General features: G+C 65.4%; 14 protein-coding genes and 1 pseudogene. 1 reads left to right on the forward strand and 14 read right to left on the reverse strand.

The genetic code is table 11. The annotated features are described in order from the left end of the window. The 6 genes and pseudogenes from DFP89_RS08110 to DFP89_RS08135 all read right to left on the reverse strand — a co-directional run. Positions 1 to 1,758 carry a PHA/PHB synthase family protein gene (locus tag DFP89_RS08110; RefSeq protein WP_051693716.1) on the reverse strand — a complete coding sequence of 586 codons (1,758 nt, stop codon included), beginning with the start codon at positions 1,756 to 1,758 and terminating at the stop codon, positions 1 to 3. A 318-nt stretch (positions 1,759 to 2,076) separates the two neighbouring features. Further along, entirely contained in the window at positions 2,077 to 3,153 is a 1,077-nt protein-coding gene (locus tag DFP89_RS08115; RefSeq protein WP_220269823.1) for an alpha/beta hydrolase, read from the reverse strand. Between the two features lie 8 nt (positions 3,154 to 3,161). Beyond that, a complete protein-coding gene (locus DFP89_RS08120; protein ID WP_068767091.1) occupies positions 3,162 to 4,274 on the reverse strand; it encodes an ABC transporter permease in 1,113 nt (370 codons plus the stop codon). A 7-nt stretch (positions 4,275 to 4,281) separates the two neighbouring features. Then, complete coding sequence (gene rbbA, locus DFP89_RS08125; RefSeq protein WP_068767090.1) at positions 4,282 to 7,020, reverse strand: ribosome-associated ATPase/putative transporter RbbA; 2,739 nt, start codon at positions 7,018 to 7,020, stop codon at positions 4,282 to 4,284. Continuing rightward, positions 7,017 to 8,084 carry an HlyD family secretion protein gene (locus DFP89_RS08130; RefSeq protein WP_035745651.1) on the reverse strand — a complete coding sequence of 356 codons (1,068 nt, stop codon included), beginning with the start codon at positions 8,082 to 8,084 and terminating at the stop codon, positions 7,017 to 7,019. The genes rbbA and DFP89_RS08130 overlap by 4 nt, the downstream gene beginning before the upstream one ends. Positions 8,085 to 8,331: 247 nt before the next feature. Beyond that, positions 8,332 to 8,871 (reverse strand): annotated as a pseudogene (locus DFP89_RS08135) (transposase); the annotation flags it as partial. 29 nt (positions 8,872 to 8,900) lie between these two features. Here DFP89_RS08135 and DFP89_RS08140 point away from each other — a divergent pair. Next, complete coding sequence (locus DFP89_RS08140; protein ID WP_114348926.1) at positions 8,901 to 9,638, forward strand: TetR/AcrR family transcriptional regulator; 738 nt, start codon at positions 8,901 to 8,903, stop codon at positions 9,636 to 9,638. 329 nt (positions 9,639 to 9,967) lie between these two features. Here the strand turns inward: DFP89_RS08140 and DFP89_RS08145 are convergent, their stop codons facing one another. The 8 genes from DFP89_RS08145 to DFP89_RS08180 all read right to left on the reverse strand — a co-directional run bounded on the left by DFP89_RS08145 (position 9,968) and on the right by DFP89_RS08180 (position 23,551). After that, positions 9,968 to 13,315, reverse strand: a complete 3,348-nt coding sequence (locus tag DFP89_RS08145; protein ID WP_114348927.1) for an error-prone DNA polymerase — start codon at positions 13,313 to 13,315, stop codon at positions 9,968 to 9,970. Further along, positions 13,312 to 14,811: a Y-family DNA polymerase gene (locus DFP89_RS08150; protein ID WP_114348928.1), complete on the reverse strand. Its 1,500-nt coding sequence runs from the start codon at positions 14,809 to 14,811 to the stop codon at positions 13,312 to 13,314. Before DFP89_RS08150 ends, DFP89_RS08145 begins: the two co-directional genes overlap by 4 nt. Beyond that, positions 14,738 to 15,340 (reverse strand): ImuA family protein, encoded by a 603-nt coding sequence (locus tag DFP89_RS08155; protein ID WP_051294656.1) that lies wholly within the window; start codon positions 15,338 to 15,340, stop codon positions 14,738 to 14,740. The genes DFP89_RS08150 and DFP89_RS08155 overlap by 74 nt, the downstream gene beginning before the upstream one ends. Continuing rightward, positions 15,330 to 16,010 (reverse strand): SOS response-associated peptidase, encoded by a 681-nt coding sequence (locus DFP89_RS08160; RefSeq protein ID WP_097031794.1) that lies wholly within the window; start codon positions 16,008 to 16,010, stop codon positions 15,330 to 15,332. Before DFP89_RS08160 ends, DFP89_RS08155 begins: the two co-directional genes overlap by 11 nt. Positions 16,011 to 16,304: 294 nt before the next feature. Continuing rightward, a complete protein-coding gene (locus DFP89_RS08165) occupies positions 16,305 to 18,227 on the reverse strand; it encodes a DUF2793 domain-containing protein (protein WP_114348929.1) in 1,923 nt (640 codons plus the stop codon). A 21-nt stretch (positions 18,228 to 18,248) separates the two neighbouring features. Continuing rightward, positions 18,249 to 22,214, reverse strand: a complete 3,966-nt coding sequence (locus tag DFP89_RS08170) for a baseplate multidomain protein megatron (RefSeq protein WP_114348930.1) — start codon at positions 22,212 to 22,214, stop codon at positions 18,249 to 18,251. Between the two features lie 9 nt (positions 22,215 to 22,223). Beyond that, positions 22,224 to 22,670 carry an NlpC/P60 family protein gene (locus tag DFP89_RS08175; RefSeq protein ID WP_099649427.1) on the reverse strand — a complete coding sequence of 149 codons (447 nt, stop codon included), beginning with the start codon at positions 22,668 to 22,670 and terminating at the stop codon, positions 22,224 to 22,226. After that, on the reverse strand, positions 22,667 to 23,551 hold the full coding sequence (locus DFP89_RS08180) for a DUF2163 domain-containing protein (RefSeq protein ID WP_099649428.1): 885 nt from the start codon (positions 23,549 to 23,551) through the stop codon (positions 22,667 to 22,669). The genes DFP89_RS08175 and DFP89_RS08180 overlap by 4 nt, the downstream gene beginning before the upstream one ends. Positions 23,552 to 23,621 lie beyond the last annotated feature (70 nt).

Raw genomic sequence — 23,621 nt, forward strand, 5'->3', positions numbered from 1 at the left:
TCACCTCTGGAAAACATATGTGCCGGGCGCATCTGCCAGCGCGTTGCCCATTGCGGGCGGCGCGGCGGGGGCACCCGAACGCGCGGCAAGCCAGGCCTGCCAGGGCGTCCACCACGAACCCTCGGTTGCAGGATTGGCCTCGACCCAGGTCTCGGGCGGCAAAAGCGCGTCGTCATGGGCGCGGGTCGCCAGCCGGTAGCGGCGGCGCGGGTGACCGGGAGGAGAGACGATCCCCGCATTATGCCCGCCCGACGTCAGCGCGAAAGTCACCTCGCAATCGGTGAACTGGTGGATTTTGTAGACCGACTTCCAGGGTGCGACATGATCGCGCTCGGTCCCGACGGCAAAGATCGGCACCCGGATGTTCTGCAACAGAACTGTCTTGCCCCCGGCGGTGAAGCGTCCCGAAGAAAGCTCATTATTCAGATAAAGCCTGCGCAGATATTCGGCATGCATCCGATAGGGCATCCGGGTGCTGTCGGCATTCCAGGCCATGAGATCATTCATCGCCGTCCGCTCGCCCATCATGTAATCGCGCACCATCCGGGACCAGATGAGGTCATTCGAGCGCAAAAGCTGAAACGCCCCCGCCATCTGATCGGCAGAGAGATAGCCGCGGTTCCACATCATGCTTTCAAGAAGATGCAGCTGGCTTGGGTCGATGAACAACGCAAGCTCGCCCGGTTCGGCGAAATCGACCTGCGCGGCAAGCAGCGTCAGCGAGGCGAGACGCGCGTCCCCCTTCCCCGCCATGGCAGCCGCCGCGATCGACAGCAAAGTGCCACCCAGACAATAGCCGGTGGCGTGGATTTTCTGATCGGGCATTAGACGGGTGATCTCATCCAACGCGGCCATCACGCCCAGCCGGCGATAATCCTCCAGCGTCAGATCACGATCCTCTGCACCCGGATTGCGCCAGGAAATGGCGAAAACCGTGTGGCCCTGCGCCACCAGCCAGCGGATCAGTGAATTCTCCGGGCTGAGGTCGAGGATATAGTATTTCATGATCCAGGCCGGAACGATCAGCACCGGCTCGGGGTGCACGGTTTCTGTCGTGGGCGTATACTGGATCAGTTCGATCAGGTGGTTGCGGAAGATTACCTTGCCCGGCGTCACCGCCACATCGCGACCCGGTGTAAAGGCCTCGACACCCTCTGGCGGCTCCTGCCGGATCTGGCGGACGACGTCCTGCAGCCAGTTCTGCCAGCCCTTCACAAGGTTCATGCCTCCGGTAGCCCAGGTCCGTGCCACAACCTCGGGATTGGTAAAAGGGTTGTTCGAAGGCGCACAGACATCAAGGATCTGTTTCGCGGCAAAAGACACCACATCCTCGTGGTGCTTCGTCACGCCCGGAACCTCATGGGTGACGTTATGCAGCCATTGCTGCTGCAGCAGGAAAGCCTGCGACATCCAGCTGAAGGGCGGTTTCGCCCAGGCTTCACCGGCGAAACGGCGGTCGCCCGGCAAGGGCGTGATGACCGGCGCGGCCTGCGGATCCATCGCCGAGGCCATCAGATGCGCCATGAGACGCTGCCATTTGCGGCCCGCCTTGACGCCCAGTTCCATCTGCTTGCCCGGTGCCTGCGCCAGATGAAAGGCCCAGTCGACATAGGCCATCATCAGCGAGCCGGGCGAGACCCCGCCGCTGAGCTGTCCCGAGAGCGCCTCTCGTATGCGGTCAACGGCCTGAAAAGCCTCGATGCCAAGGCTTTCATCGCCGGTTGCACCCGAGCCATCTGATTTGGGAGTAAGGGCCATGTCGCGTCTCCAATTTACCGGCGGAAGTTAGCACAGAACTATCAACGAGTGTTGATCGAATTCAAAGAGTTCAAGATTTTTCTTGAACATAGGCATTGCGCCCAAGGCCCGATGCCGACGACATGTCGTAAAGCGCCGTCAAACCGCCGAAACAGCCGCCCCCGGACTGAACAGGCAAAGCATCGGCGTCCGGCGGCGGACACGGAATCCCCTGTCCCTGCCCTGATCATCATGGACGATTACCGGCAAAACGGCGCGACGTCGAGGCCATGACCCGGCCAATGCCGCTGGCACCAACGCCGGGCCAAGGCCGCGGCCTCAATCCGCCAGCACATCACCGATGCCAGTGAAGACACCACCGACCTGATTGAAGACAAAGGCCCCCGCCAAGCGTACCTCATCGAAAAGGGTGTTTTCAACCACAGCCCCGGCCTCGCCGGAAAGCAGGCCGACATAGCGGCTGTGGGCGGGATCATCGGTCGGAATATCGGTAATATCCACGATCCGTATTCCGGTCGCGACCGCCAGGCGCTGGACCGCCGGATCACGCACATCGACAAGCCCAAGCCGTATCCGACGTGCCGAAAGCCGCGACGACAGTTTCAGCGCCAGATCGTCCGAGGAGACGAGCACCGTGATGGGATGCTTCATCGGCCCAAGGCTGACCATCTGGGCGCGGAAAAGATCGATATCAATATCCGGGGCGGCAAGGATGACCTCGATCCGGTCCAGCACATCGTCCCGCCCGGCAAGACGCAGTTGCACCAGCGTCTCCATCGTCAGCCGCGCGCCCATGCTGTGAGCCAGCACCGGCACCGCGTCGGAAGCGGACCGACCCTTTGTCAAAAGCCGCAGCAGATCGGCAAGCGCCGCGCGGGAAAAGTCAGACGCGTCACGATCAGCCAGATAGGCGCCCGGATAGCCTGCCGAGGGCCATGTAAAAAGGACGGGCTTTTCCTCGATATGCGCATCGACCGAAAGCTGCGCGGTACGGAACAAGGCCTCATGAAAGCGGGTGTTGAAGCCGTGGACATAAAGCCCGACCCCCTCGCGCGAGAGACGCTTTGCAAAGGCGTCACGGCTAAGCGTCTGCCGGCTGCGCATCACGAAATTCCGGTCGGCGCTGCTGCCATTGCGATCCGGCCATTCAATCTTTCCCGGCCGATGGCCAGGCGGCACCGAGACCTCGTATTCCAGCCAGCTTGGCCGGATGGAGCGAGAGTCGCCAAAGGCCCCCGGCAGATTTGCCTCGGGCGCGCGGGTGGTCATGGTCAGCACCCGGACAAGGCGGGCGCCCTCGGGCAGGGCACCGGCATCGGGGGCCAGAACTTCCGGCCCCGGACGCGCAGCGCAGCCTGCAAGCGCAAGCGTCAGGATCAGAAGCAGGCGGCCCAACATATGCCTTACCGCAGGAATTTCTTGAATCGTATCAGTGCCAGCCAGAACAGCGCCACCCCGATCGCCGCCAGCGCCGCGAACTGGGGCCAGACCACGTCAAGCCCCGCACCTCGGAACAAGATGCCCTGCGAGAGGATGATGAAATGCGTGTTGGGGGCTGCAAGCATGATGGTCTGGATGATCTCTGGCATGGATTCCCGCGGCGTCATCGCGCCTGACAGCACCTGCAGCGGCAAAAGCGCCATCATCAGCAAAAGCGCGAATTGCGGCATCGACCCGGCGATGGTGGCAAGGAAAATTCCAAGCCCCGTCATGGCGAAAACCATCAGCACCGCGCCCGCAAGAAACAGCACGACCGAGCCCTGCACCGGAACCGCCATCAGCGCCTGCACCACAACACTTAGCGAAAAGATCGACCCCAGCAGCACCACCAGCCCCATCGACCAGATCTTGGAAAACATGATCTCGGTCGTGGTGACGGGCATGACCAGCAGGTGCTCGACCGTGCCATGTTCCTTTTCGCGGATCAGCGCCGCGCCGGTCAGCACCAGCGACAGCATGGTGATCGACCGGATCACGGCGGAAATCGCGCCGAACCACTTCGGATCCAGCGAGGGATTATACCGCGCGCGGAGCGCCAGATCGACCGGCAGCGCGGTCTCGGCCCGGTAGCCCGCCACATATTCCGAAACCTCGGAGGACACGATCTGCTGGATATAGCCGCCGCCGGTGAAGGCCTGGCTCATCCTTGTCGCGTCGATATTCAGCTGGATCGCCGGGTTTTTTCCGGCCAGCACATCGCGCGCGAAATCCGGTGGGATGTTCAGCGCAAAAGTATCCAGCCCCTGATCCATCCGCCGATCCATCTCGGCCGTCGTGGTCATCTGCGGCTCGACAAAATAGGGCGGATAAAAGGCCGAGGTGATGCGGGCGGAGAGATGCGACTGATCCTCATCCACGATCGAGATCGCGGCATTCGTCAGCGCCTCGGGCGAGACGTTCGCAGAGGTCCAGATCGAGAGCGAAAAGGAATAGACGATCAGCACCAGCATCACCGGATCGCGCCAGAGCCCGCGCAATTCCTTGACGCCCAGATTGAAGGTGTTGCGCAGGTTCATCCGCCCCTCACTTCGCCTGTTTTTCCAGGAAGGCCGCCGCCAGCCCGATAATCACCGGAATGGCGATGCCCATGGCCAGCATCGGCCCGGCCAGTTCCGCCATTCCGAAGGCCTTGGAGAAAGCCCCCCGCGCGGCGGTGATAAACCAGGTCGAGGGGTAGATCTCGCCCAGAACCCGGCCAAAACCCGACAGCGAAGAGACCGGGTAGATCAAACCCGAATAGCTGACCGCCGGGATCATCGTCAGCATGGCGGTCGCGAACAGCGCCGCGACCTGACTTGCGATGAAGACCGACACCAGAAAACCAAGCGCCGTGGTCGCGGTGACATAGATCAGCGCCGAAAGGGTAAAGCCCAGAAAACTGCCGTTGAAGGGCACTGCGAAGAATGTGACCGCCATGGCCATCATCAGGAAGAAATTCAGCATGGCCAGCGCGATATAGGGCAGCTGTTTGCCAAGCAGAAATTCCAGCCGCGTCACCGGCGTGACGTAGAAATTGATGATCGAGCCCAGTTCGCGTTCACGCGCGACCGAAAGCGTGGTCAGGATCGCCGGGATCATCAGCAAAAGCAGCGGGATGATCGCCGGGACCATCGCATTCAGGCTGCGCACGTCGGGGTTGTAGCGGTATCGGGTCACCAGTTCGAAACTGCCGCCGCTCGCCTTGTCACCGTAAAGCTGACGCGCCTGACGTGTGATCCAGTCGGCATGCATGCCCTGCACATAGCCCTGCACCGTATTGGCGCGGCTGGGGTTGGCGCCGTCGAACCAGGCCCCGACCTGCACATCCCTGCCTGCCGCGATATCGGCGGCAAAGCCGGGCGGGATCTCGATCGCCAGCGCCAGCTCGCCCGAGCGCATTCTTGCGTCGATCTCGTCGTAACTTGTCAGGGCCGGCTGTTCGATGAAATAGCGCGATCCCGCAATATCGGCGATATAATTGCGGCTGGTGGTGGTCTGGTCGCGGTCAAGGGCGGCGAAGGTCAGATCCTCGACATCCATGTTGATGCCCAGCCCCACCACGATCATCAGAAGAAGGCTGCCGACCAACGCCATGGTCAGCCGGATCGGATCGCGCTGCAATTGCAGGCTTTCCAGCTGCGAATAGCTAAGCAGTCGCCGCAGGCTGAAGCCGGATTGCTGCGCGTGATGGGTCACCCCGGCTGCGGGGGCCTCGGGCGCGGCCTCGGGCGCAGCGGCGGGGGCGGGTGCCGTCTCGCCAATCGCCTCTTCAAGATAGGCGATGAACGCGTCTTCCAGCGTGGCGCAACCTTTGGCTTTCGTGATCCCCTCGGCGGTGTCCGAGACCAGCACCTTGCCCGCATGCATCAGGCTGATGCGGTCGCACCATTCCGCCTCGTTCATGAAATGGGTCGAGACAAAGATCGTCACGCCATCCTTGCGCGAAAGTTCCGCCAGAATGCGCCAGAAGCCGTTGCGCGCCACCGGGTCCACCCCCGAGGTCGGCTCGTCAAGGATCAGGATCTCGGGCGCATGGATCATCGCCACCGCCAGCGAAAGCCGCTGGCGGATACCCAGCGGCAACGCCTCAGGCAGGCTGTCGGTCACGTCGCCCAGATCGAACCGGGCGATCATCTCGTCAACCCTGGCGGGGATCTTCTCGGCCGCCATATCGAAAAGCCGCGCGTGCAGATCAAGGTTCTGACGCACCGTCAGCTCGGAATAGAGCGAGAAGGCCTGCGACATGAACCCGACCCGGCGGCGCACCGACAGATCGCTTGCATCGACCTCATGGCCGAAAAGCTTTACCCGGCCCTCACTCGGCTCCAGAAGCCCGGTGAGCATCTTCATCGTCGTCGTCTTGCCGCAGCCGTTCGAACCCAGAAAGCCGAAAATCTCACCCCTGGGGATGCGGAAGGAAACATTGTCGACCGCCACGAAATCGCCAAAGCGCTGCGTCAGCCCCTCGGCCTCGATGGCGATATCGCTGTCATCGGTGGTCCGCGGCGGGATCACCACGGCACTGTCTTCGCCCCGGTCTTCTTCGGGCAAAAGCGCGATGAAGGCTGCATCAAGCGTGTCGGCCCCGGTCCGCGACAGCAGATCGTTGGTGGTGCCGGTGGCCAGCACCCGGCCCGCATTCATCGCAACCAGCCAGTCGAAGCGCGCGGCCTCTTCCATATAGGCGGTGGCGGTGATCACGCTCATCCCCGGCCGTGTCGCGCGGATTCGGTCGATCAGATCCCAGAACTGGCGGCGCGACAGCGGATCGACGCCGGTGGTCGGCTCGTCAAGAATCAGGAAATCGGGATCATGGATCAGCGCGCAGCACAGACCCAGCTTTTGCTTCATGCCGCCCGACAGCTTTGACGCCGGGCGCGACCGGAACGGCGTCATGCCGGTCGCAGCCAGCAGATCGGTGATCCGCCGCTCGCGTTCGGCCTTGTCATGACCGAAAAGCGAGCCGAAGAAATCAAGGTTCTCTTCGACCGAAAGCGTCGGGTAGAGGTTCTTGCCCAGACCCTGCGGCATATAGGCGGTGCGGGGGCAGACGCGGTTGCGATGCGCCACATCGCGCATATCGCCGCCCAGAACCTCGACCTTGCCCTGCTGGATCACACGTGCCCCGGCCAGCAGCGACAGAAGGCTGGACTTTCCGACCCCGTCTGGCCCGATCAGCCCGACCATGCGCCCCTCAGGGATCTCCAGCGTCACATTGTCAAGCGCCGTGACCTTGCCATAGCGCAGCGTCAGGCCGGAGACCCCGGCAACTGAGCCGGTCATTTCACGACATTGGAAAGAAAGTCAGGCCAGGCGGCATCCGGATCAAGCCGCAGATAGGCCATGCCCGGCAGGCCGGTTTTGACATATTCGATATGCCGCGACAGCAGCTCGGGGTCGATGCGGGCACGGACGCGGAACATCAGCTTTTCGCGCTCATCGGCGGTCTCGACCGTCTTTGGCGTGAACTGCGCCACATCGGCAACATAGGAAACCGTGGCCGGGATCACGAATTCCCGCGCCGCATCCATGACAAGGCGCACCTCTGATCCGACCTGCACCCGGCCGACCTGCGATGTCGGCAGAAAAACCGTCATATAGACATCGCCCAGATCGACAAGGCTGAGGATCCGCCCGCCAGAGCCGACAATCTCGCCCTCTTGTGCGATGCGATACTGGATCCGGCCCGTGCGCGGCGCTTTCAGCGTGGCGTCGTCCAGAGAGGCCTGGATCGCATCAATCGACGCCTTTGCCGCCTCGACGGCCGCACTTGCATCGACCACCTGCGCCTGCGCGCTGCTGACCCCCGCCAGCGCTGCCGCATGGCTGGCTTCGGCCGAGGCCACACCGGCGCGGGCCTGGGCGTCCCGGGCGCGGTCATCATCCAGCACCTGCTGCGAGATCGCACTGGTCTTTGCAAGCTGCTCAGAGCGTTCAAGCCTGCGCGACGCGGCATCGGCAACCGAGCCTGCCTGATCAACCGCGGCCCGGGCCGCGCGCTCTTGTGCCTCGGCCTGAGCGACCAGCGCCCTTGCTGTCTCGACGCCGATTTCGGCGCGGGCAAGCTGCGCTTCGGCCTGACGTTTTTGTGCGTTCAGCTGCACCACGTCCATCTGCACCAGCACATCGCCTGCGCTGACCATGTCACCTTCGGCAGCGGTGATTTCGGCGATTCGGCCGCCGGTGAGCGCCGCGATATCCACCTCGGTCGCCTCGATCCGGCCATTGGCGCTGGCAAAACCCGCCGGCAGACCGGCGGGTTGCAGCCGGTCCCAGGCCAGCCAGCCAAGCACGGCGACAACGGCCAGGCCGCCCAGAATAATGGTGTTTCTGCCGGGCTTTGCCATGATCTGCCTCTGATTGCTGTGCTGATGGATGCTTCGCGCATGTCCCGATGCGGTTTTCGCCCTACGCTCCCCTGTTGTCAACGCTCGATGACAGGGTGAAAACCTGTATTGTCGCGCAAAAGCGGCTGCTGGTTGTTTGCTGTTGAAAAACCAGCTAAACAACACGACCCGGTGTGGGCTGCACCTTGCCGCACCTCTGCTCCGGGGCAGCATTTTGCCGCACCTCTGCTCCGGGGCAGCATTTTCAGTCGAAATGCCCGTTCCAGGCCGCGCCCTCCTGATCGCCATGGGTGGGGCTGACCGAACTGTCCATGTCCAGAACGATGTACTTCAGCCCGTTACGGTCATGGAACCGGTCGATCCATTGGCCATTCAGGTCGGCCAGCGCGGCACGGTTCTCGGGCTGTGCCAGTGTCTCGGTCTCGAACCGTCCCATCTGCGAGGCCGAGGCCGCTTGCGCATCGACAGCCCTTCCACCCACGACCTGGCGCATCACCGGATCGAGGGCCAGGCGGTCGGCGTCGTTCACATCCTCGTATCCGGCCAGTCGCCCGAACACCGATTGCCGGAACAACCCGTCAAGCCGGTGGACCGTGTTCTTGCCGCGCCGGGTGTCGCGCAATGCTTTTGCCGCCAGATCGGACAGCCCGAGCGCGTCATCCAGCTCGCGCATCACCAGCAGGCCGCCGTCGGAACTGAGCTGCGCACCTCGGAACTCCACATGCACCCGGCGGTCGAACTCGACCCGATCTGCCCGCTTCGAACCCGCACCCTCTGGGTGATCCATCAAACGCGCCCCTCACGGCCATCAACACCATGATTTATAGCGGAAATATTGAGATCCTGACAGCAAAATCAGCGATTTACTTGGGGAATGTGGGTTTCAGTTTCTTCGCGTCGAAGCCACCGGACGAACACAAGCCACCCATGCCAAGGACGCTCAACTCAGCCAACTCGACCGACCGCATGCCGGGGCAGGCAACCGGGAAAGAACGCATTCTTGCATCGGCGATGCTGCTTTTCGCGCGGATGCCCTATTCCGACACCAGCCTGCGCGACATCGCCGCCGCGGCTGGGGTCGATGTGGCCTATGTCCATCGCGCCTTCGGGTCGAAGGCCGAGATATTCCGTCAGGCCTTGCTGGCGCTTGCGCCCCTCGATGACATCGCCGCAGGGGACCCCGATGGCGCGACCATGATCAACCGGATCTGCGATCTGGCCTTCCTGCGTGATCCGCGCAAGGTAGAAGATGTCAGGCCGCTTCATTTACTGACACAGTCCAGCCTCTGCAGCGAGGCGCGGGCGATCATTGCGCAATTCTTTGGCACGTCACTAGCCCTGCCTCTAAGCAGGGCGTTTGGCCATGCGGATCCGGGACGGGCGCATTTCGCGCTTAGCCTTCTCAGCGGTTTCGTGACCCATCGTGCGATTTTCGGGCCTGCGGATTTGCTGGCTATCCCCGAGGCGGATCAGCGACAGATGCTGCAAACCGCCCTGATGAACGCAATGCTGCCTGGTTGTTCAGATGGGGTATTCGGCTGGCGTCCCATCTAGACCACTATCTAAGTCAGCTTGCCAACTGCGATCCTGTATAAGTCATGTTGGGATTTCCGCGTTTCGTGCGGAGATTTCAACACGATTGATCGGACGCCTCAGGTGCTTTCAGGCGGCTATATACGGTCGGTCAGATGGCCGCTTGGATCGAGTGTCGGTCTCGTAGGTAGCGCGCCCCCGCAACCAAACAAATCAACGATATCAAAATGTTGGAGCCCGACTTAAACCGTCGGGTTTTTGCTTTTGAAATTCTTGTCAACACCTGGTCAACATTTGCAGAGGCCCCCATCGAAGGCCCTGCGGATGGGCGAGTGCTTCCATTTTCCCGATCAATGGAAATCCCGACTCGGAAACAGCTTCCGTGCCTGTTCGCGGGGATGGCGCGCTGTTGGTCTCCTGCTGCCGCCAGTCGGGCGCCTGGTTTCATCGGCGCGACCGTCGTTGGGCGGGATCAGGACGGGGCGGCCCAGAGTGGCCAGCAGAGGGGAAACATCCTCGACCCTCTCGGCGATCAGATGGGTGACCGGGCCATCGCGCTCGATCCGGCCGGTCACGCTCACGAGCCGCCCGGCGATCACCGCCTTGCGAAAGGTCTCGTAGACCTTCTTCCAGACCACGACATTGGCTGTGCCGGTCTCGTCCTCCAGAGTGAGGAAAATGACGCCCGACGCCGTGCCGGGGCGCTGCCGGGTGATGACAAGGCCGGTGACTGTGATGCGGCCACTGGCCTGTGGCAGGCGATCATGGGCCAGGCTTTCGGCCAGGCGCGGTCGCAACAGCTCCATCGGATGGGCGCGAAGACTGAGCCGCAGCGACAGGTAATCCTCGATCACCTCCTGACCCAGGGTCATCTGGGGCAGCTTGACGTCGGGTTCGGCAGCTCCCTCGCCGTCGGAGCCAAAGAGGGGCAGCGGCGCAGGGGCTTTCAGCGCCTTGGCTGCCCACAGAGAGTCTCGGCGATTGAGACCGATGGCGGCAAAAGCATCAGCCTCGGCGAGCCGTTCCAGCGCATCGGCGTGCACGCCCGCCCGGCGCCACAGGCTTTCGACATCGGGATAGCCGTTACCGCGCGCGGCTGCGATCCAGATGGCGTCCTCTTCCCTCATCCCCTTGATCTGCCGGAAGCCGAGCCGCAGGGCCAGCGCCCCATCGGGGCGCGGTTCCAACGTGCAGTCCCAGAACGAGTGGTTGACCGAAATGGGCCGCACCTCCACTCCATGATCGCGGGCGTCGCGGACCAGCTGTGCAGGTGCATAGAAGCCCATCGGCTGCGAATTCAGAAGCGCGCAGGTGAAGACCGCCTGATGGTGGCATTTCAGCCAGGCGGAAATATAGACCAGCCGCGCAAAGCTGGCGGCGTGGCTCTCGGGAAAACCATAGCTGCCGAACCCCTCGATCTGGGCAAAGCAGCGCGCCGCAAAATCGGCGTCATAACCCCGCGCGAGCATTCCGCTGACAAAGCGGTCGCGGAACGAACCGATGGTGCCCATGCGTTTGAAGGTGGCAAGCGACCGACGCAGGCGGTCAGCCTCGGACGGGGTGAAGCCTGCCGCGACAACGGCGATTTGCATCGCCTGTTCCTGAAACAGCGGCACACCATAGGTGCGGCCCAGAACCTCCATCATCGCGGGACCGAGATCTTCGACCTTTTCGCGCCCCATGCGGCGGTTGATGAAGGGATGCACCATGCCGCCCTGAATCGGGCCGGGGCGGACGATGGCGACCTCGCAGACCAGGTCATAGAATTTGCGCGGCCGCATCCGGGGCAGGAAGTTCAATTGCGCCCGGCTTTCGACCTGAAAGACCCCGATCGCATCGGCGCGGCAGAGCATATCGTAGATCGACGGATCCTCGGGCGGCACATTGGCCAGCGTCAGCTGCTGCCCGCGATGCTCATCCAGAAGCGCAAACGCCTTGTGAATGCAGGTCAGCATGCCAAGCGCCAGAATATCGACCTTCAGAAGGCCAAGCGCGTCGATGTCGTCCTTGTCCCATTCGATGATGGTGCGGTCGTCCATCGCCGCATTTTCAATTGGGCAAAGTTCGTCCAGACGGCCTTTGGTGATAACAAAGCCGCCTACGTGTTGCGAAAGATGGCGAGGAAAGCCGATGATCTCGCCGATCAGTCGCACGGCCAGTTGCACGCGGCGGTCGGCAAGCGATAGGCCCGCATCGCGCAGCCGGTCCTCGCCGGGGGGGGGCGAGGACCAGCCCCAGATTTGCCCGGAAAGCCGCGCGATCACGTCCTGCGACAATCCCATGACCTTGCCAACCTCGCGGATGGCGGCGCGGCTGCGGAAATGGATCACCGTTGCGGTCAGGCCGGCACGCTCGCGGCCATAGCGGGCATAGATCCACTGGATCACCTCCTCGCGGCGTTCGTGTTCGAAATCCACGTCGATATCCGGCGGTTCGCCCCGCTCCTTGGAGATGAAACGCTCGAAGATCAGGGTGATCGACTCGGGCGGCACCTCGGTAATGCCCAGAAGATAGCAGACCACCGAATTGGCGGCGGAGCCGCGCCCCTGACAGAGGATGCCCTTCGATCTGGCGAACTGCACGATGTCGTGGACGGTCAGGAAATAGGGGGCGTAGTACACCTCGCGGATCAGGGTCAGTTCCTTTTCCACGCGATGCACGATCTTTGGCGGCGCACCAGAAGGGTAGCGCCAGTGAAGACCTTCGCGCGCCAGCCGTTCCAGCCGGTCCTGCGCTGGCTCGTTCTCCGATTCATCGGGATATTGATAACGCAGGTCGCTGAGGCGAAAGGCGCAACGGTCGGCAATCTCCAGCGTGCGGCGCAGCGCGGCGGGGTGGCGGTGAAACATCTTCGCCATCTCGGCGCCGGATTTCAGACGGCGCTCGCCATTTACCAGCCGGTGTTCGCCGATAGCGTCGATGGTGCAGCCAAGGCGCATGCAGGTCAGCACATCGGCCAGGGGGCGACGGGCGGAACGGTGCATCAGCACATCGCCCACAGCGACCATCGGCTGGCTCACCTCCTGCGCCAGAATGCCGATCCGGTCGAAACGGATCTGATCCCGGCCGTCATAGCGCGGGGCGGCCCCCAGGAAGCACTGACCGGGGAAGGCGCGACCGATGGCGCGAAGATCGCCGCGGGTGCTTTTCGGGCCGGGATCGTCCAGCGGGTCGGGCGAAAGGGCGATCAGCACCATGCCCTTGCCCCATTCGACCAGATCGGCGCGTTGCAGGTGACATTCGCCCTTGGCCGTGCGCCGCTTGCCAATCGACAGAAGCCGGGTCAGGCGCGACCAGGCGGCAAGATCGGTGGGCAGGGCCAGCCATTCCACGGCGGAGTCAGTCAGCACCAGACGCGCCCCGGCGATCAGTTTCGGCAGCGGCGCGTCCGACATGGCGGGGGCATCAGTCTGTCCGGTGAAATGCGGCACGGTCTGGCGGCTGGAATGGTCCGTCACGCGCTGCGAGCGGATGATTGGGCCCGCCTCTGCCGCCGCGGTCCGCGCCTCGTCGCGCAGACGCGCCAGTTCCTTCAGCGCGGAGAAGGCCCGCACCACGCCTGCCACCGAATTGCGATCGGTGATGGCGATGGCACTCAGCCCCAGTTCTGCCGCCCGCGATACCAGTTCCTCTGGATGCGAGGCGCCGGTCAGGAAGGTGAAGTTCGATGTGACGCAAAGTTCGGCGTAGGGAATCATGCGAACTCCCCCTGTACGTGCCAGTTCTGCGCCCCTCCGGGCGCGGGCCAGTCCGGGGTTTGCGGGGTGTGAAACAGCCAGAGCCGCGGCCCTTCCCGGGTTTCGATCCGCCAGTAATCGCGCAGGCCCGACCGCCAGACGGGATCGTCGAACCACCATTCCGGCGTGATGCGTTCTGGGCCCAGCGCGCGCAGCGTGGTGAAGCGCATGCGCCGCCAACGGAAACTCGCGGGCGGGTTGCCCGAGGCGGCGGTCACCGGCTCGGGCGGAAACAGGGAGATCGGCCGCGCCGCCCCCCCGCGATGCGGGATCGGTTCGGATGCGGAATAAGCAGCCGGGGCCAAGAGGAAACTGCGCTCAGGGATCAGGCTGGTTGCAGGCAACAGCCGCAGCACCCGGTCAAAGCCGATGCGGTTGCCGACAGAGGACAGAAGATCAGCCAACGCATCGTCGTGCCGGATCGCCTGGCCGCCACCAATCTGTTCCGGCGCAAGGGCCTCTGTCACCGGGGCAGTCAGGCGAAGGGCATCAATGCCGAAACCGGCATCCACCTCGTCCACGCCCTTGGCAAACAGCGCAACGATGCGGGCCGCGTCGCGCATCGGGCGGGCGAGACCGATCTCGACCTGTGAAGATTGGCGATCAACTCGGCGCAGCTCCAACCGGACCCGGCGTGCGCCCATCCGATGCTGGGCGAGTTTGGCGCAGAGCCGGTCCAGCAGGCGCTCCAGCCCCGCCATGACATCGGATTGCAGCCCGATCGGTTCGGGGAGCGTCATCCGCACCCCAAAATGCGGGGCGTCCGGTTCCGCTGCAACGGGCTCGTCCCGCTGCCCGAGCGCCTGATCCAGCCGCAGAACCAGCCCTTGCCCGAAGCGGCGGGCCAGAGGCGCGCGCGGCAAATGTGCCAAATCGGCAATACGTGCCAGACCCACCCGCGCCAGCGCCTCGGCCGTTTCAGGATTCGCTCTGAGGGCTGTCACCGGCAAGCGACCGATTCCCTCGATCAGTCGCCCGTCAGGCACGATGCCGCCGCCGTTACGAGCCAGCGCATGGGCTGCGCCTCGGGTTCCTGCTATGGCGCTTTCCGGATGCAGGCCCGCCCGCGTCAGTCGCGCGTGCAAGTCCTCGCGCAAATCGGCTTCGCCGCCAAACAGATGCGGCACGCCCGAGATATCGGCCAAAAGACCGTCCGCGCCATCCGTGGCAATCATGGGGGCATAGCGGCTGGCCCAGCGGCGCAAGGACACCAGCGCCGCCGCCTCACGCGCCAGATCAGCGGGGCGGATGGCAAGATCGGGACAGATCGCGCGGGCATCGGCCAGTGCCATGCCGCGATGCAGGCCGCGGGCCGTGGCGGCGGGGTTCAGGCAATGCAGATGATCGGCATTGCCCGAGCGCAGGCTCAGGGCAAGGGGCCCTTCAACCGGGCGGTTCCGCAGGCTGATGTCGCTGCCCAGCCTCGGAAACCAGATGGACAGCAGCCGTCGCGCCATTCCAGTTCACAATCCAACTTCCGCAAGTTCCCTTTTTGTTCTTATTAAGGGTCCAGCAATGCAGAGTCGAGTCCGCCGCCGGGCTTGCTACGGGGGCACAGGCCCAGCGCGTTTCGGTGGCATTGCTGCCCGCGCCTTCGCGGATCAGCATCAGGCCGGTGGTCCGCCCGGCTTCGGCCGCCAGTTGCAGGCGACGCCCGGCGGTCAGCGACAGGGGCTTTTCCGGTTCGGCGATGACAAGGCCGACGGGAGCCGAGCGCAGTGCCTCCTCGATGCACCACAGCAGATCGGTCTCGCCCTCGGCGCGGAACAGGTGCAGCCGTTCGCCGACACCTTTCGGCAACCCGCGCAGCATCGGCAGTTCCGGCACATGGGCGGGCAGGATCCAGACCAGCGGGCCGGGATGCCGCACCGCCTGAAACAGCGCAAAGGTTCGGCGACCGCGGCCTTCGGCTTCATGCACACGTCGCCCACAAAGGTCGAATTCGTCGGCGTGGGCCAGTTCAGGGCGCAAGGTCTCAGGCCGCATCTTCCCGCACTCCCTCCGCCACGATCTGCAGCGTACCGTCGGGCAGGGGGCGTTGCAGCGGCAGGGCCTCGGCCACCGGTGCAGTCAGCCAGCGCCGCCACTCCTCGGGCCTGGTCAGGATCACCGGCATCGCCTTGGGATGGATCTTCGCGACCTCGGCATTGGGTGGGCAGGTCAGAAAGCCGAACAGCTCTGCCGTTACCTCGCCCTCCTTCAGCTTGCGCACCGAGGTCCATTCGGTGCGGATGCCCGCGAAGAAGGCCAGGGGGCGATACTGGCCAAGCGCGAACCAAACCGGATGGTTGCGGGGTGCGCCCGGGCGGCTGTCGATCTCGGAAAAGCTGGTGAAGGGGACGAGGCAGCGATGCTCCACCCCGAGCCAGCGTCTCCAATGGGCCGAAGCGACATTGCGAATATTGGTGACGCCCGGATCGGTGCGCTTGCCTGCCAGAAACACCTGCGGTGTCGGCATACCCCAGCGCGCCATGGTCAATTGCCAGCCACCCTGTGTCCCGTGCCGGATGATCGGCGCGGGATAGTCGGGGAAGATTCCGGTCATGGGTGGCAGGTTGCCGGTCAGATCGACCAAGTCCTCGTCATCCCCGCGCATGTCGTCAAAGACATGGCGCATGGCGTCCTGGCTCTTGGTCTGGGAATACAAATTACACATGCGAAGGTCCGGGAATCATAAAGACAGGATGGAACATTGCCAGAACAGAGACTTCGGGGAAAGCGTGGTTCAGATTTCGGCCTGATCCAAGGTGCAGATTTGTGCCCATCGCCGCAGGGGACAGATGCCGCTTAGCTGTGCAACCATTCCGGCGCAGCGAATCCCTGCCGCTTTTTGAAACCGTGAACCCGTGATCCGGGCCGGGCGATGCGCCGCGGTCGAGGCGTTCGGCGCTTCCCGTTCTGATGTCGCCTGGCCCGGGCTTCACACGAGCTGGTTCTCCACCAAGCCGGATCAGAAGTCCGTCTCGACGTAGACCCCGGCGCAGTCGTAGGCGACGGCGGCGGCTGTCGCGCCGGTGTTCATGAACAGCCGTGGGGATAGGAATTGCGTCGTGGCTGGCAGGTCGGCGGTGATCTCCTGCTCGAACACCGCGCCTGAGACCTCGTCGACCACCCGCACCCAGACAGAGCTTCCGTTCGGAGGCGCGGCGATGAACAGCGTCAGCACTCCGCCTGTGGCGATACCGAAACTCGCGCCCAAGTCGGTCAGCGTCGGCGCCCCGGTGCCGTCATTCGCGACCAGCTGCCAACGGGTGTGCGTCCCGCGCTGGAAGCCGATGCCAATGCAGTTGATGGCTGCGGCCAGTGTCAGGGTGGTGGCAAGGGCTGCCGTTGAACCATAGAGGCCGAAGAAGCCCATGCCCGTCGCCTGCAGTGTCGTGAGCGAAATCCTGGTGACGAAGGTCCAGCCGCCCAAGCCCGCCGCGTTGCCGCGCCAGCAGGCCCAGCCTGCGGAGCGCTGGTCGGCGACCGAGTCCACGACGGCCGCCGAGGTCAGACGCCAGCGCCGCATCGAGGCGGCGAGGTTCGTCGCGGCGAGGGTCGGGTGCGAGACGGTGCCGACCGAGGTGATCGGCAGGCCTTCGGTCGTGATCGTGGTGCTGACCGAGGGCGACCAGTTTGCGATCCGGTTCACCCCGAAGTGCGGCTGCAAGGGGAAATCCCGTCCCGAGGGACGCATGACGTCGATCCACGGCGCTCCGGCGCGGTTGCGGGCATAGACCGATGCCTTGCCTGCGGGCGGCGGGGTTGGCGCGGCCGCCAGTCCCGGCAATACCGTCGGCTGCGGCAGTTCCACTTGGCCGCTGGTGCGGTCGATCCGGATCGCGTCGAAGAACGTGGATCCGTCAGGGCTGACCTTGAAGCTGAAATCGTCGTTGCCGAGCAAGCCAATCAGCGCCCGCGCCGAAAACCCGGTCTTGAAGGCGAAAGCTGCATCGTTTCCGGCGGCCGCCTTGTTGACGGTGGCCTCGATGCCTGCGCCTGCGTTGTTGAACAGCAGTGCCGGAGTGTTGACCGAAACCCGGTTGTAACTGTCCGCCGTGGCCCCGCCGAGGCCGAGAAGCTGAGCAGTCAGGTTCGCCTGCGGCATGCCGACCTGCGTGACCGCATTGGCGAAGGTGACCGTGGGCGTGTTCACCACCGTCGTGCCGCCTGCGCCAGCCGTCGCAGAGCCGATGTTCACGACCGTGGTCGATCCGGAGGCGCCGCCGGTGCCGAGGTTCACGGTCTTGGTGACGCCGGTGGTCGTCGCCCCGGTGCCCATTCCGTAGGTCGCGGTCGTCGTGGCCGTGCCGATGCTGGCGGACGCTGCCGAGACGGTGACCGTGCCCGAGGCGGTCAGAGTCCCCGAAAACGTCTTGTTGCCCGTGAAGGTCTGGGTGCCTGCAAGGATCGCCAGTTCCGACGAGGTATTCGGCAGGGTGAAGCTGCGCGTGGTGCCCGCGCTGATCCCCGCCAGCGAGAAGGTTGCCTTTTTTGTAGGGTCGGCGTCGTTCACCAGGCTGAAGACCGCGTCCGACACAGCGCGCGGCTCGCCCACCACCTCCCAGGCGCTGCCGGTCCAGACGAGGAACAGCCCCTCTGCAGCGACCCACACAAGCCAGCCGGTACGCGGGACGAGCCGGATCCATGCGCCGTCGACCCAGAAGGCGATGTTCAGGTCCCACCCCGCCCAAAGTCCGGTCGCGCCAGAGGCCACCAGATGGCGGTTGCCGTCCGCCGGGCTGGCTGGGGGCGCGGTGCGCGTGCGATCGAGGACCGAGAGCTGCACCATCGCATCAAGCAGCCGCAGCGCCTCGTTGTGGGTGACATGCTTCTGCGCCTGGGCGGCCAGAAGGTAGGGCAGGCCCAGATGGGTCGTGGTGTCGGACATGGAGCTTCCCGCAGGTTGGGATCAGAATTGCAGCGTGACCGCGGCGGGCGTGCCGCGGCCGAGGCGGTTCGAAAGCTGGAAGATCCGGATGGCCAGCGTCTGGCCGGGCCCGAGCGGCGCGCCCCAATCGGCGGTCTGCTGGGCGGCGGCGTAGATAACGGAGGTCGTGGTGCTGGTCAGCGTGCGCTTGACGACGGTCCCGTCAAGAATCTGGACGTCGTAGGATTCCAGGTCCTCGGCCAGCGGCACCTCGACCTGTTCCCAGGCATCGGCCACCAGCGCGCGGGACCGGCGCGTCCAGCGGATGGTCAGATCGCCCGGGCTGCGGGCCGTTCGCCACGGCTGTTCGACATGGACCGGCGCGAAGGGCACGAGACCCCGGCCGGTCGGCGTGAAGCCCAGCGCGGCATAGCCTGCATCGCTGACCGCCCGCGCAGCCGGGCCCACGCGCCAGTTCCATGGCAAGCCAAGGTCTGCCTCAGCAATGGGGATTGAGGCCAAAGTCGCGTCCAGCACCACGACCCGCGCCCCGGCGGGAGCCGGGTTGCCGATGGCATGCTCCGTTCCGCGCTGGCCACGCAGGAGACGGGTCAGCCGATATCGGCCTGGGGCGATGAGTTCGGCTTGGGCAGCCTGGACGATCTCCCAGGCCCCGGCCGCCGTCTCCACGGCCAGTGCATTCGCCCCGCCGAACAAGGCGAGGTCCGTCACACTCTCGAGCGTCCCCGACAGAAGATCGACGACCAGCGCATTGCCCAGATCGAAGCGTGAAGTGGGGCCGGGAAAGAGGTCGAAGGCCAGCGTCCCGATCCGCGCCCGACTGCCGAAGGTCGTCAGCAACGCGAACCCGTCCGTCGAGGCGCTGCGGAACACCGCGATCTCGCCCGGCCAGGGGCTGGCATGGGCGGCGATCAGGGGGCGATGGGCAGGCTGGTCCTCGCTGATCTGCGGCAGGTCCAGCATAACCACTTCCGGCGTGCCAAAGACGACGGGGCTGGCAAGCGAGGCCGGGCGCGGATCGCCGGGTGGCAGATCGTAGGCGGCGCGGTCCTGGCGGACAGCCTCGATCCCGCGCGCCTCGGCATCGGCGACGGAGACGAGGCGGAACTCGACCTCACGGCCATCATGCGCCAGCCGGATGACGTCGGCGGGATCGAGGGCTAGCCGCGAGGGCGGCAGGCGGAAGGTGGCGCTCTCCCGGCCGATCCAGGCTTCCATCAGCGCGCGGCGGCAGCGGCGTTCGGCCTCTTCGGGCGGGATCGCCATCGGGAAACTTTCCGAGGCAATGCGCGTGGTGTCGACCGTGATACGGCGGGCCTCGACAAGCGCTGCGTCATAATCCTCGTCCGCGCGGGCGACCTGCCATTTCAGCGCCTGGGGCAGTTCGGTCTCCTGGCCGCGGGTCAGCTCGAAGGCCTCGCCCTCGCGGCTTGCGACGAGATCGTCGATGGTGAGCGTCGCAACCGAGGCGCGGCCGCGCATGACGAAGCGGATCACGCCCTCCGTTTCGATGGCATCGAACCCGAAGTGGCGGGCCAAGGTGGAAATCGAGGCGCGGGGGCTTTCGAGTGCCCCGATCACATAGCCCTCGACCGCGCCCCAGAGGCCCGAGACGTCGATCAGGCTTTCCGCCAGCCCAGCGCGCAGGCAGAGATGGCGCACGAGGGCCGGCAGCGACACCGCGCCGAGCCGTCCGGTCAGCCAGTGACCGAGCCGCCAGTTCGGGCCGTCTGTCCAGGTGCCGGTCAGCTCCGGAAAGAACGGATAGGGCCGCGCGTCCCAGGTCCAGGCGGCGCATTCGGGGACATGGACCATCCGGCCGCCGTAGACGGATGACGTCGGGTTGTTCGCGCCCTGACCCCACCAGAGGTAGCTGGCCTCGAGGTAGGCGCGTTGGATCGCGTCGTCGCGCCAGCCTCGCGAGAAATGCGGCGTGAAGCTCTCCGACGACTTCGGGTCGAAGAACACGTTGGGCTGGTTGGTGCCCCGGTCGATGGCCGGACAGCCGAGCTCGGTGAACCAGATCGGCTTCGACTCCGGCACCCACGCCGTCGGTGTGCCGCTCTCCACCCCACCCGGGCGATTGTAGTGCGGGTTCGACCACCAGGCGCGCAGGTCCTTGTAGCGGAACACCCACGGCTTGGCCGCCGCGCCATCGGTGATCGGGGTGCGGACCTGCGCGGATCTGTCGGCGGCAGAGGCATAGAACCAGTCGAAGCCTTCGCCGCCCGCGATGTTCCTCTGCAGATAGGTCCGGTCATAGATCGCAGGCCAGCCCTCGGCCGCGTCGGCATGCTCGAACCCGTCCCGCCAGTCGGAGAGCGGCATGTAATTGTCGATCGCGATGAAATCGATGTTGGCATCCGACCAGAGCGGGTCGAGGTGGAAGAACACGTCGCCGCTGCCGTCGCCCGGCTGGTGCCCGAAGTATTCCGACCAGTCGGCGGCGTAGCCGATCTTGGTGCCGGACCCGAGGATCGAGCGCACATCGGCGAGCAGATCCCGATAGGCCTGCACGGCGGGATAGGTGCTGGCCCCCGAGCGGATCGTCGTCAGCCCCGGCATCTCGGTGCCGATCAGGAAGGCGTCGACACCGCCCGCCGCCGCGCAGAGATGGGCGTAGTGCAGCACCATGCGCCGCAGGCCCCAGTCGCCGGACGGGCCGGTCCACGAAACCGACTGGCCCGAGACACTAAAGCTCGCGGGCGTCGCGGCTCCGAAGAAGCTCGCGACCTGCGCGGCGGCCGTGCCGGTCTTGTCCACGGTCCCGGCGAAGCCCGCTGCAGGCGAACAGGTGATCCGCCCCCGCCAGGGAAACGCGGGCTGGCCGGTCTCGGCGGCGTTGTCCGAATAGGGGTTCGGCAGACTGTTGCCGGGCGGCACGTCCATCAGGATGAAGGGATAGAATGTCACGCGCAGCCCGCGGGCCTTCATCTCCTGGATCGCCTGCACCACGGCGAAGTCGGACGGCGTGCCGCCATAGACCGGGCGATCCTGATCGTCGCGGCTGACGAGGAAGGCACCGGCGCGGCTCACGCCATTCACCGACCAGCTGGCGGGCGTGGTCGACTTTGCGGACACCTCGACGCCCGGCCGCACCCTGCAGGATCCCGCGCGCAGATCGTCGCCGAACCACGCCACGACGAGGCTGACGCTCTCGACCGCAGGCGCCATCGCCTGCAGCCGGTCGAGCGCCTCCACCATGTCGGTGGAGTCGGCCAGCGCGTTCAGGTTCTCGGGTACCGTTGCGCCGCCATCGGTCTTCCGGATCGCCTGCGTGGCATAGGTGAACTCGCCCGAGGCCGGGATCATGGTGACCGCGCGGGTCAGCGCCTCGGCGGTGTCGGGATCGGCCAGCGGCCGGAACACCTCGAAGGAGAGCTGCGGCAGGCGGTTGCCGTAGGTCGAGAGCGCCAGTTCCTCGAAGACCACATAGGCGGTGCCGCGATAGGCGGGCGTGTTGGCCGCGCCCATCTTCGCCGCAATGAACGGGTCCGCCGTCTGCGCCTCGTCGCCCGGATACCAGCGCCAGGTGACGCCGGAGAGGTCCATCGGCTTGCCGTCGGCCCAGATGCGGCCGATCCCGGTGATCGGGCCCTCGCAGAGCGCTACGGCGAAACTGGCAAAGTAGAGATACTCGGTCGTCTTGACTTTGCCGCCTCCGCCGCCCTTGCCGCCGCCCTGCGTGGTGGTCTTCGTCTCCTCGCGGAAATCGGTCGCCCAGATGATGTTGCCGCCCATGCGCATCCGGCCATAGAGCCGCGGGATGACCGCGCCCTCGGTGGCCGAGGTGATGCGGAGCGTGTCGAGCCGCGCGCCCTCGATGCGCTGTGTGGGCGCCAGCGACGAGATGATCCAGCTGTCGACCACCGAGCCGATGCTGGAGCCGATGAAGCCGCCGATGGTGGCGGCACTCACGCCGAGGATCGCGCCGCCGATGCTGCTGCCAATGGCGGCACCGGCCGCGCCGAGAACAAGCGTTGCCATGGTCGGGCCTCAGCGTTGCGGAAACAGGAAGGCGAAGGCGATGCGCCGCCGCCAGGATGGGGTGAGCGGTTCCTCGATCACGCCGAGCCGCTCATAGGCGTGGAGGAAGGTATCGGGGCCGGTGAGGATCCCGACATGCTTGGCGATGGCGCGGGGCTTCATGCGGAAGAGCACCAGCGCGCCGGGACCGGCCGCCGCCGGTTCCACTTCGATCATCATGCGCCCCGCGCCCTCGGCAAGAACCTCGCGCGGCCCGGTCTCGCCCCAGTCGCGGCTGTAGGGCGGGATCGGGAACGGCTCGGGGCCGACGACCTCGCGCCAGACGCCCCGGGCCAGCCCGAGGCAATCGCAGCCGACACCGCGCAGGCTGGCCTGGTCGTGGTACGGTGTGCCGAGCCAGGAGCCTGCGACGGAGATGACGCGCGTCGGGTCGGCCGATGCGAGGGGTTGCGTCACAGCACCCCTCCCTCGTGGCCGCCGTCCTTCGTGGCGTAGCGCAGCACGGCGTCCTGGCCGGGGATGTGCGGGAAACCCCGGAAGTTGGCGGTGTTCGCGAACTTCGCGCCACAGGTCTCCATGCGCTTGTCGCAGCCCGCGCGGATGGTGAAACCGTCGCCCTCGGCGATCGCGCGCACCGGCGCCTCGAGGAGCGTCAGCACGGCAATGCCATCCGTGACGTCATGGCCCAGCACCTCGGTGCGCCGCCCCGCATTTGCGCCGCTCGTCCAGTTCAGCGTGCCGAAGGTGAACCAGCCGGAGGCGAAGCCGCCGAGGCCAGAGGCGGTGAAGGCCCTGTCGCGCAGGAGATCGATGACGGCGCCGGTGCCGCTGAAGGCGGGATTTTCGATGTCCACTCCGCAGCGCGCATCGCCGAGCGCCGCGTCGCAGGTCGCCTGGAAGGTCCGTCCCACCGTCTGGCCCAGCACATGGGCGAGCGAGCGCACCTCGGCGACGAAGGCGAGCCGCCCGCGCCGGATCTGGCCGATGGCACCGCGCCGCATCAGCACGCGCTGGCCAGTGTCGGCCCAGTTCACCCGCCAGACCTCGACCTCGGCGTTGTCCCATCGGCAGTCAAGAATGTCGGTCTCGGTGATCTGGTCCGAGGTCAGCACGCCTTCCGCGTCCTGCGCATCCACCGACAAGTCCGAGCCCGAGCGGACCTCGGAGGCGGTCAACCCGCTCTCGGGCTCGAAGTCGGTCTCGTCGAAGCTCAGCGTCCGGTCGTGATCGGTGAAGCCGAAGGTGACGCCGTCGGCACGGGTGATGCGCCAGCACCAGGCGAGCGTCGTCGTGCCCTCGTCGAGATGCGCCTGAAGCTCGGGCGAGAGGGATTTCATCGGCAGGTTCCCGTCATTCGGTCGTCGAGATCGGCGATCCAGCTCGCCCAGTCCGGCGGCACGGCTGCGA

The organism is Paracoccus lutimaris, assembly GCF_003337565.1.
Taxonomy (GTDB): domain Bacteria; phylum Pseudomonadota; class Alphaproteobacteria; order Rhodobacterales; family Rhodobacteraceae; genus Paracoccus; species Paracoccus lutimaris.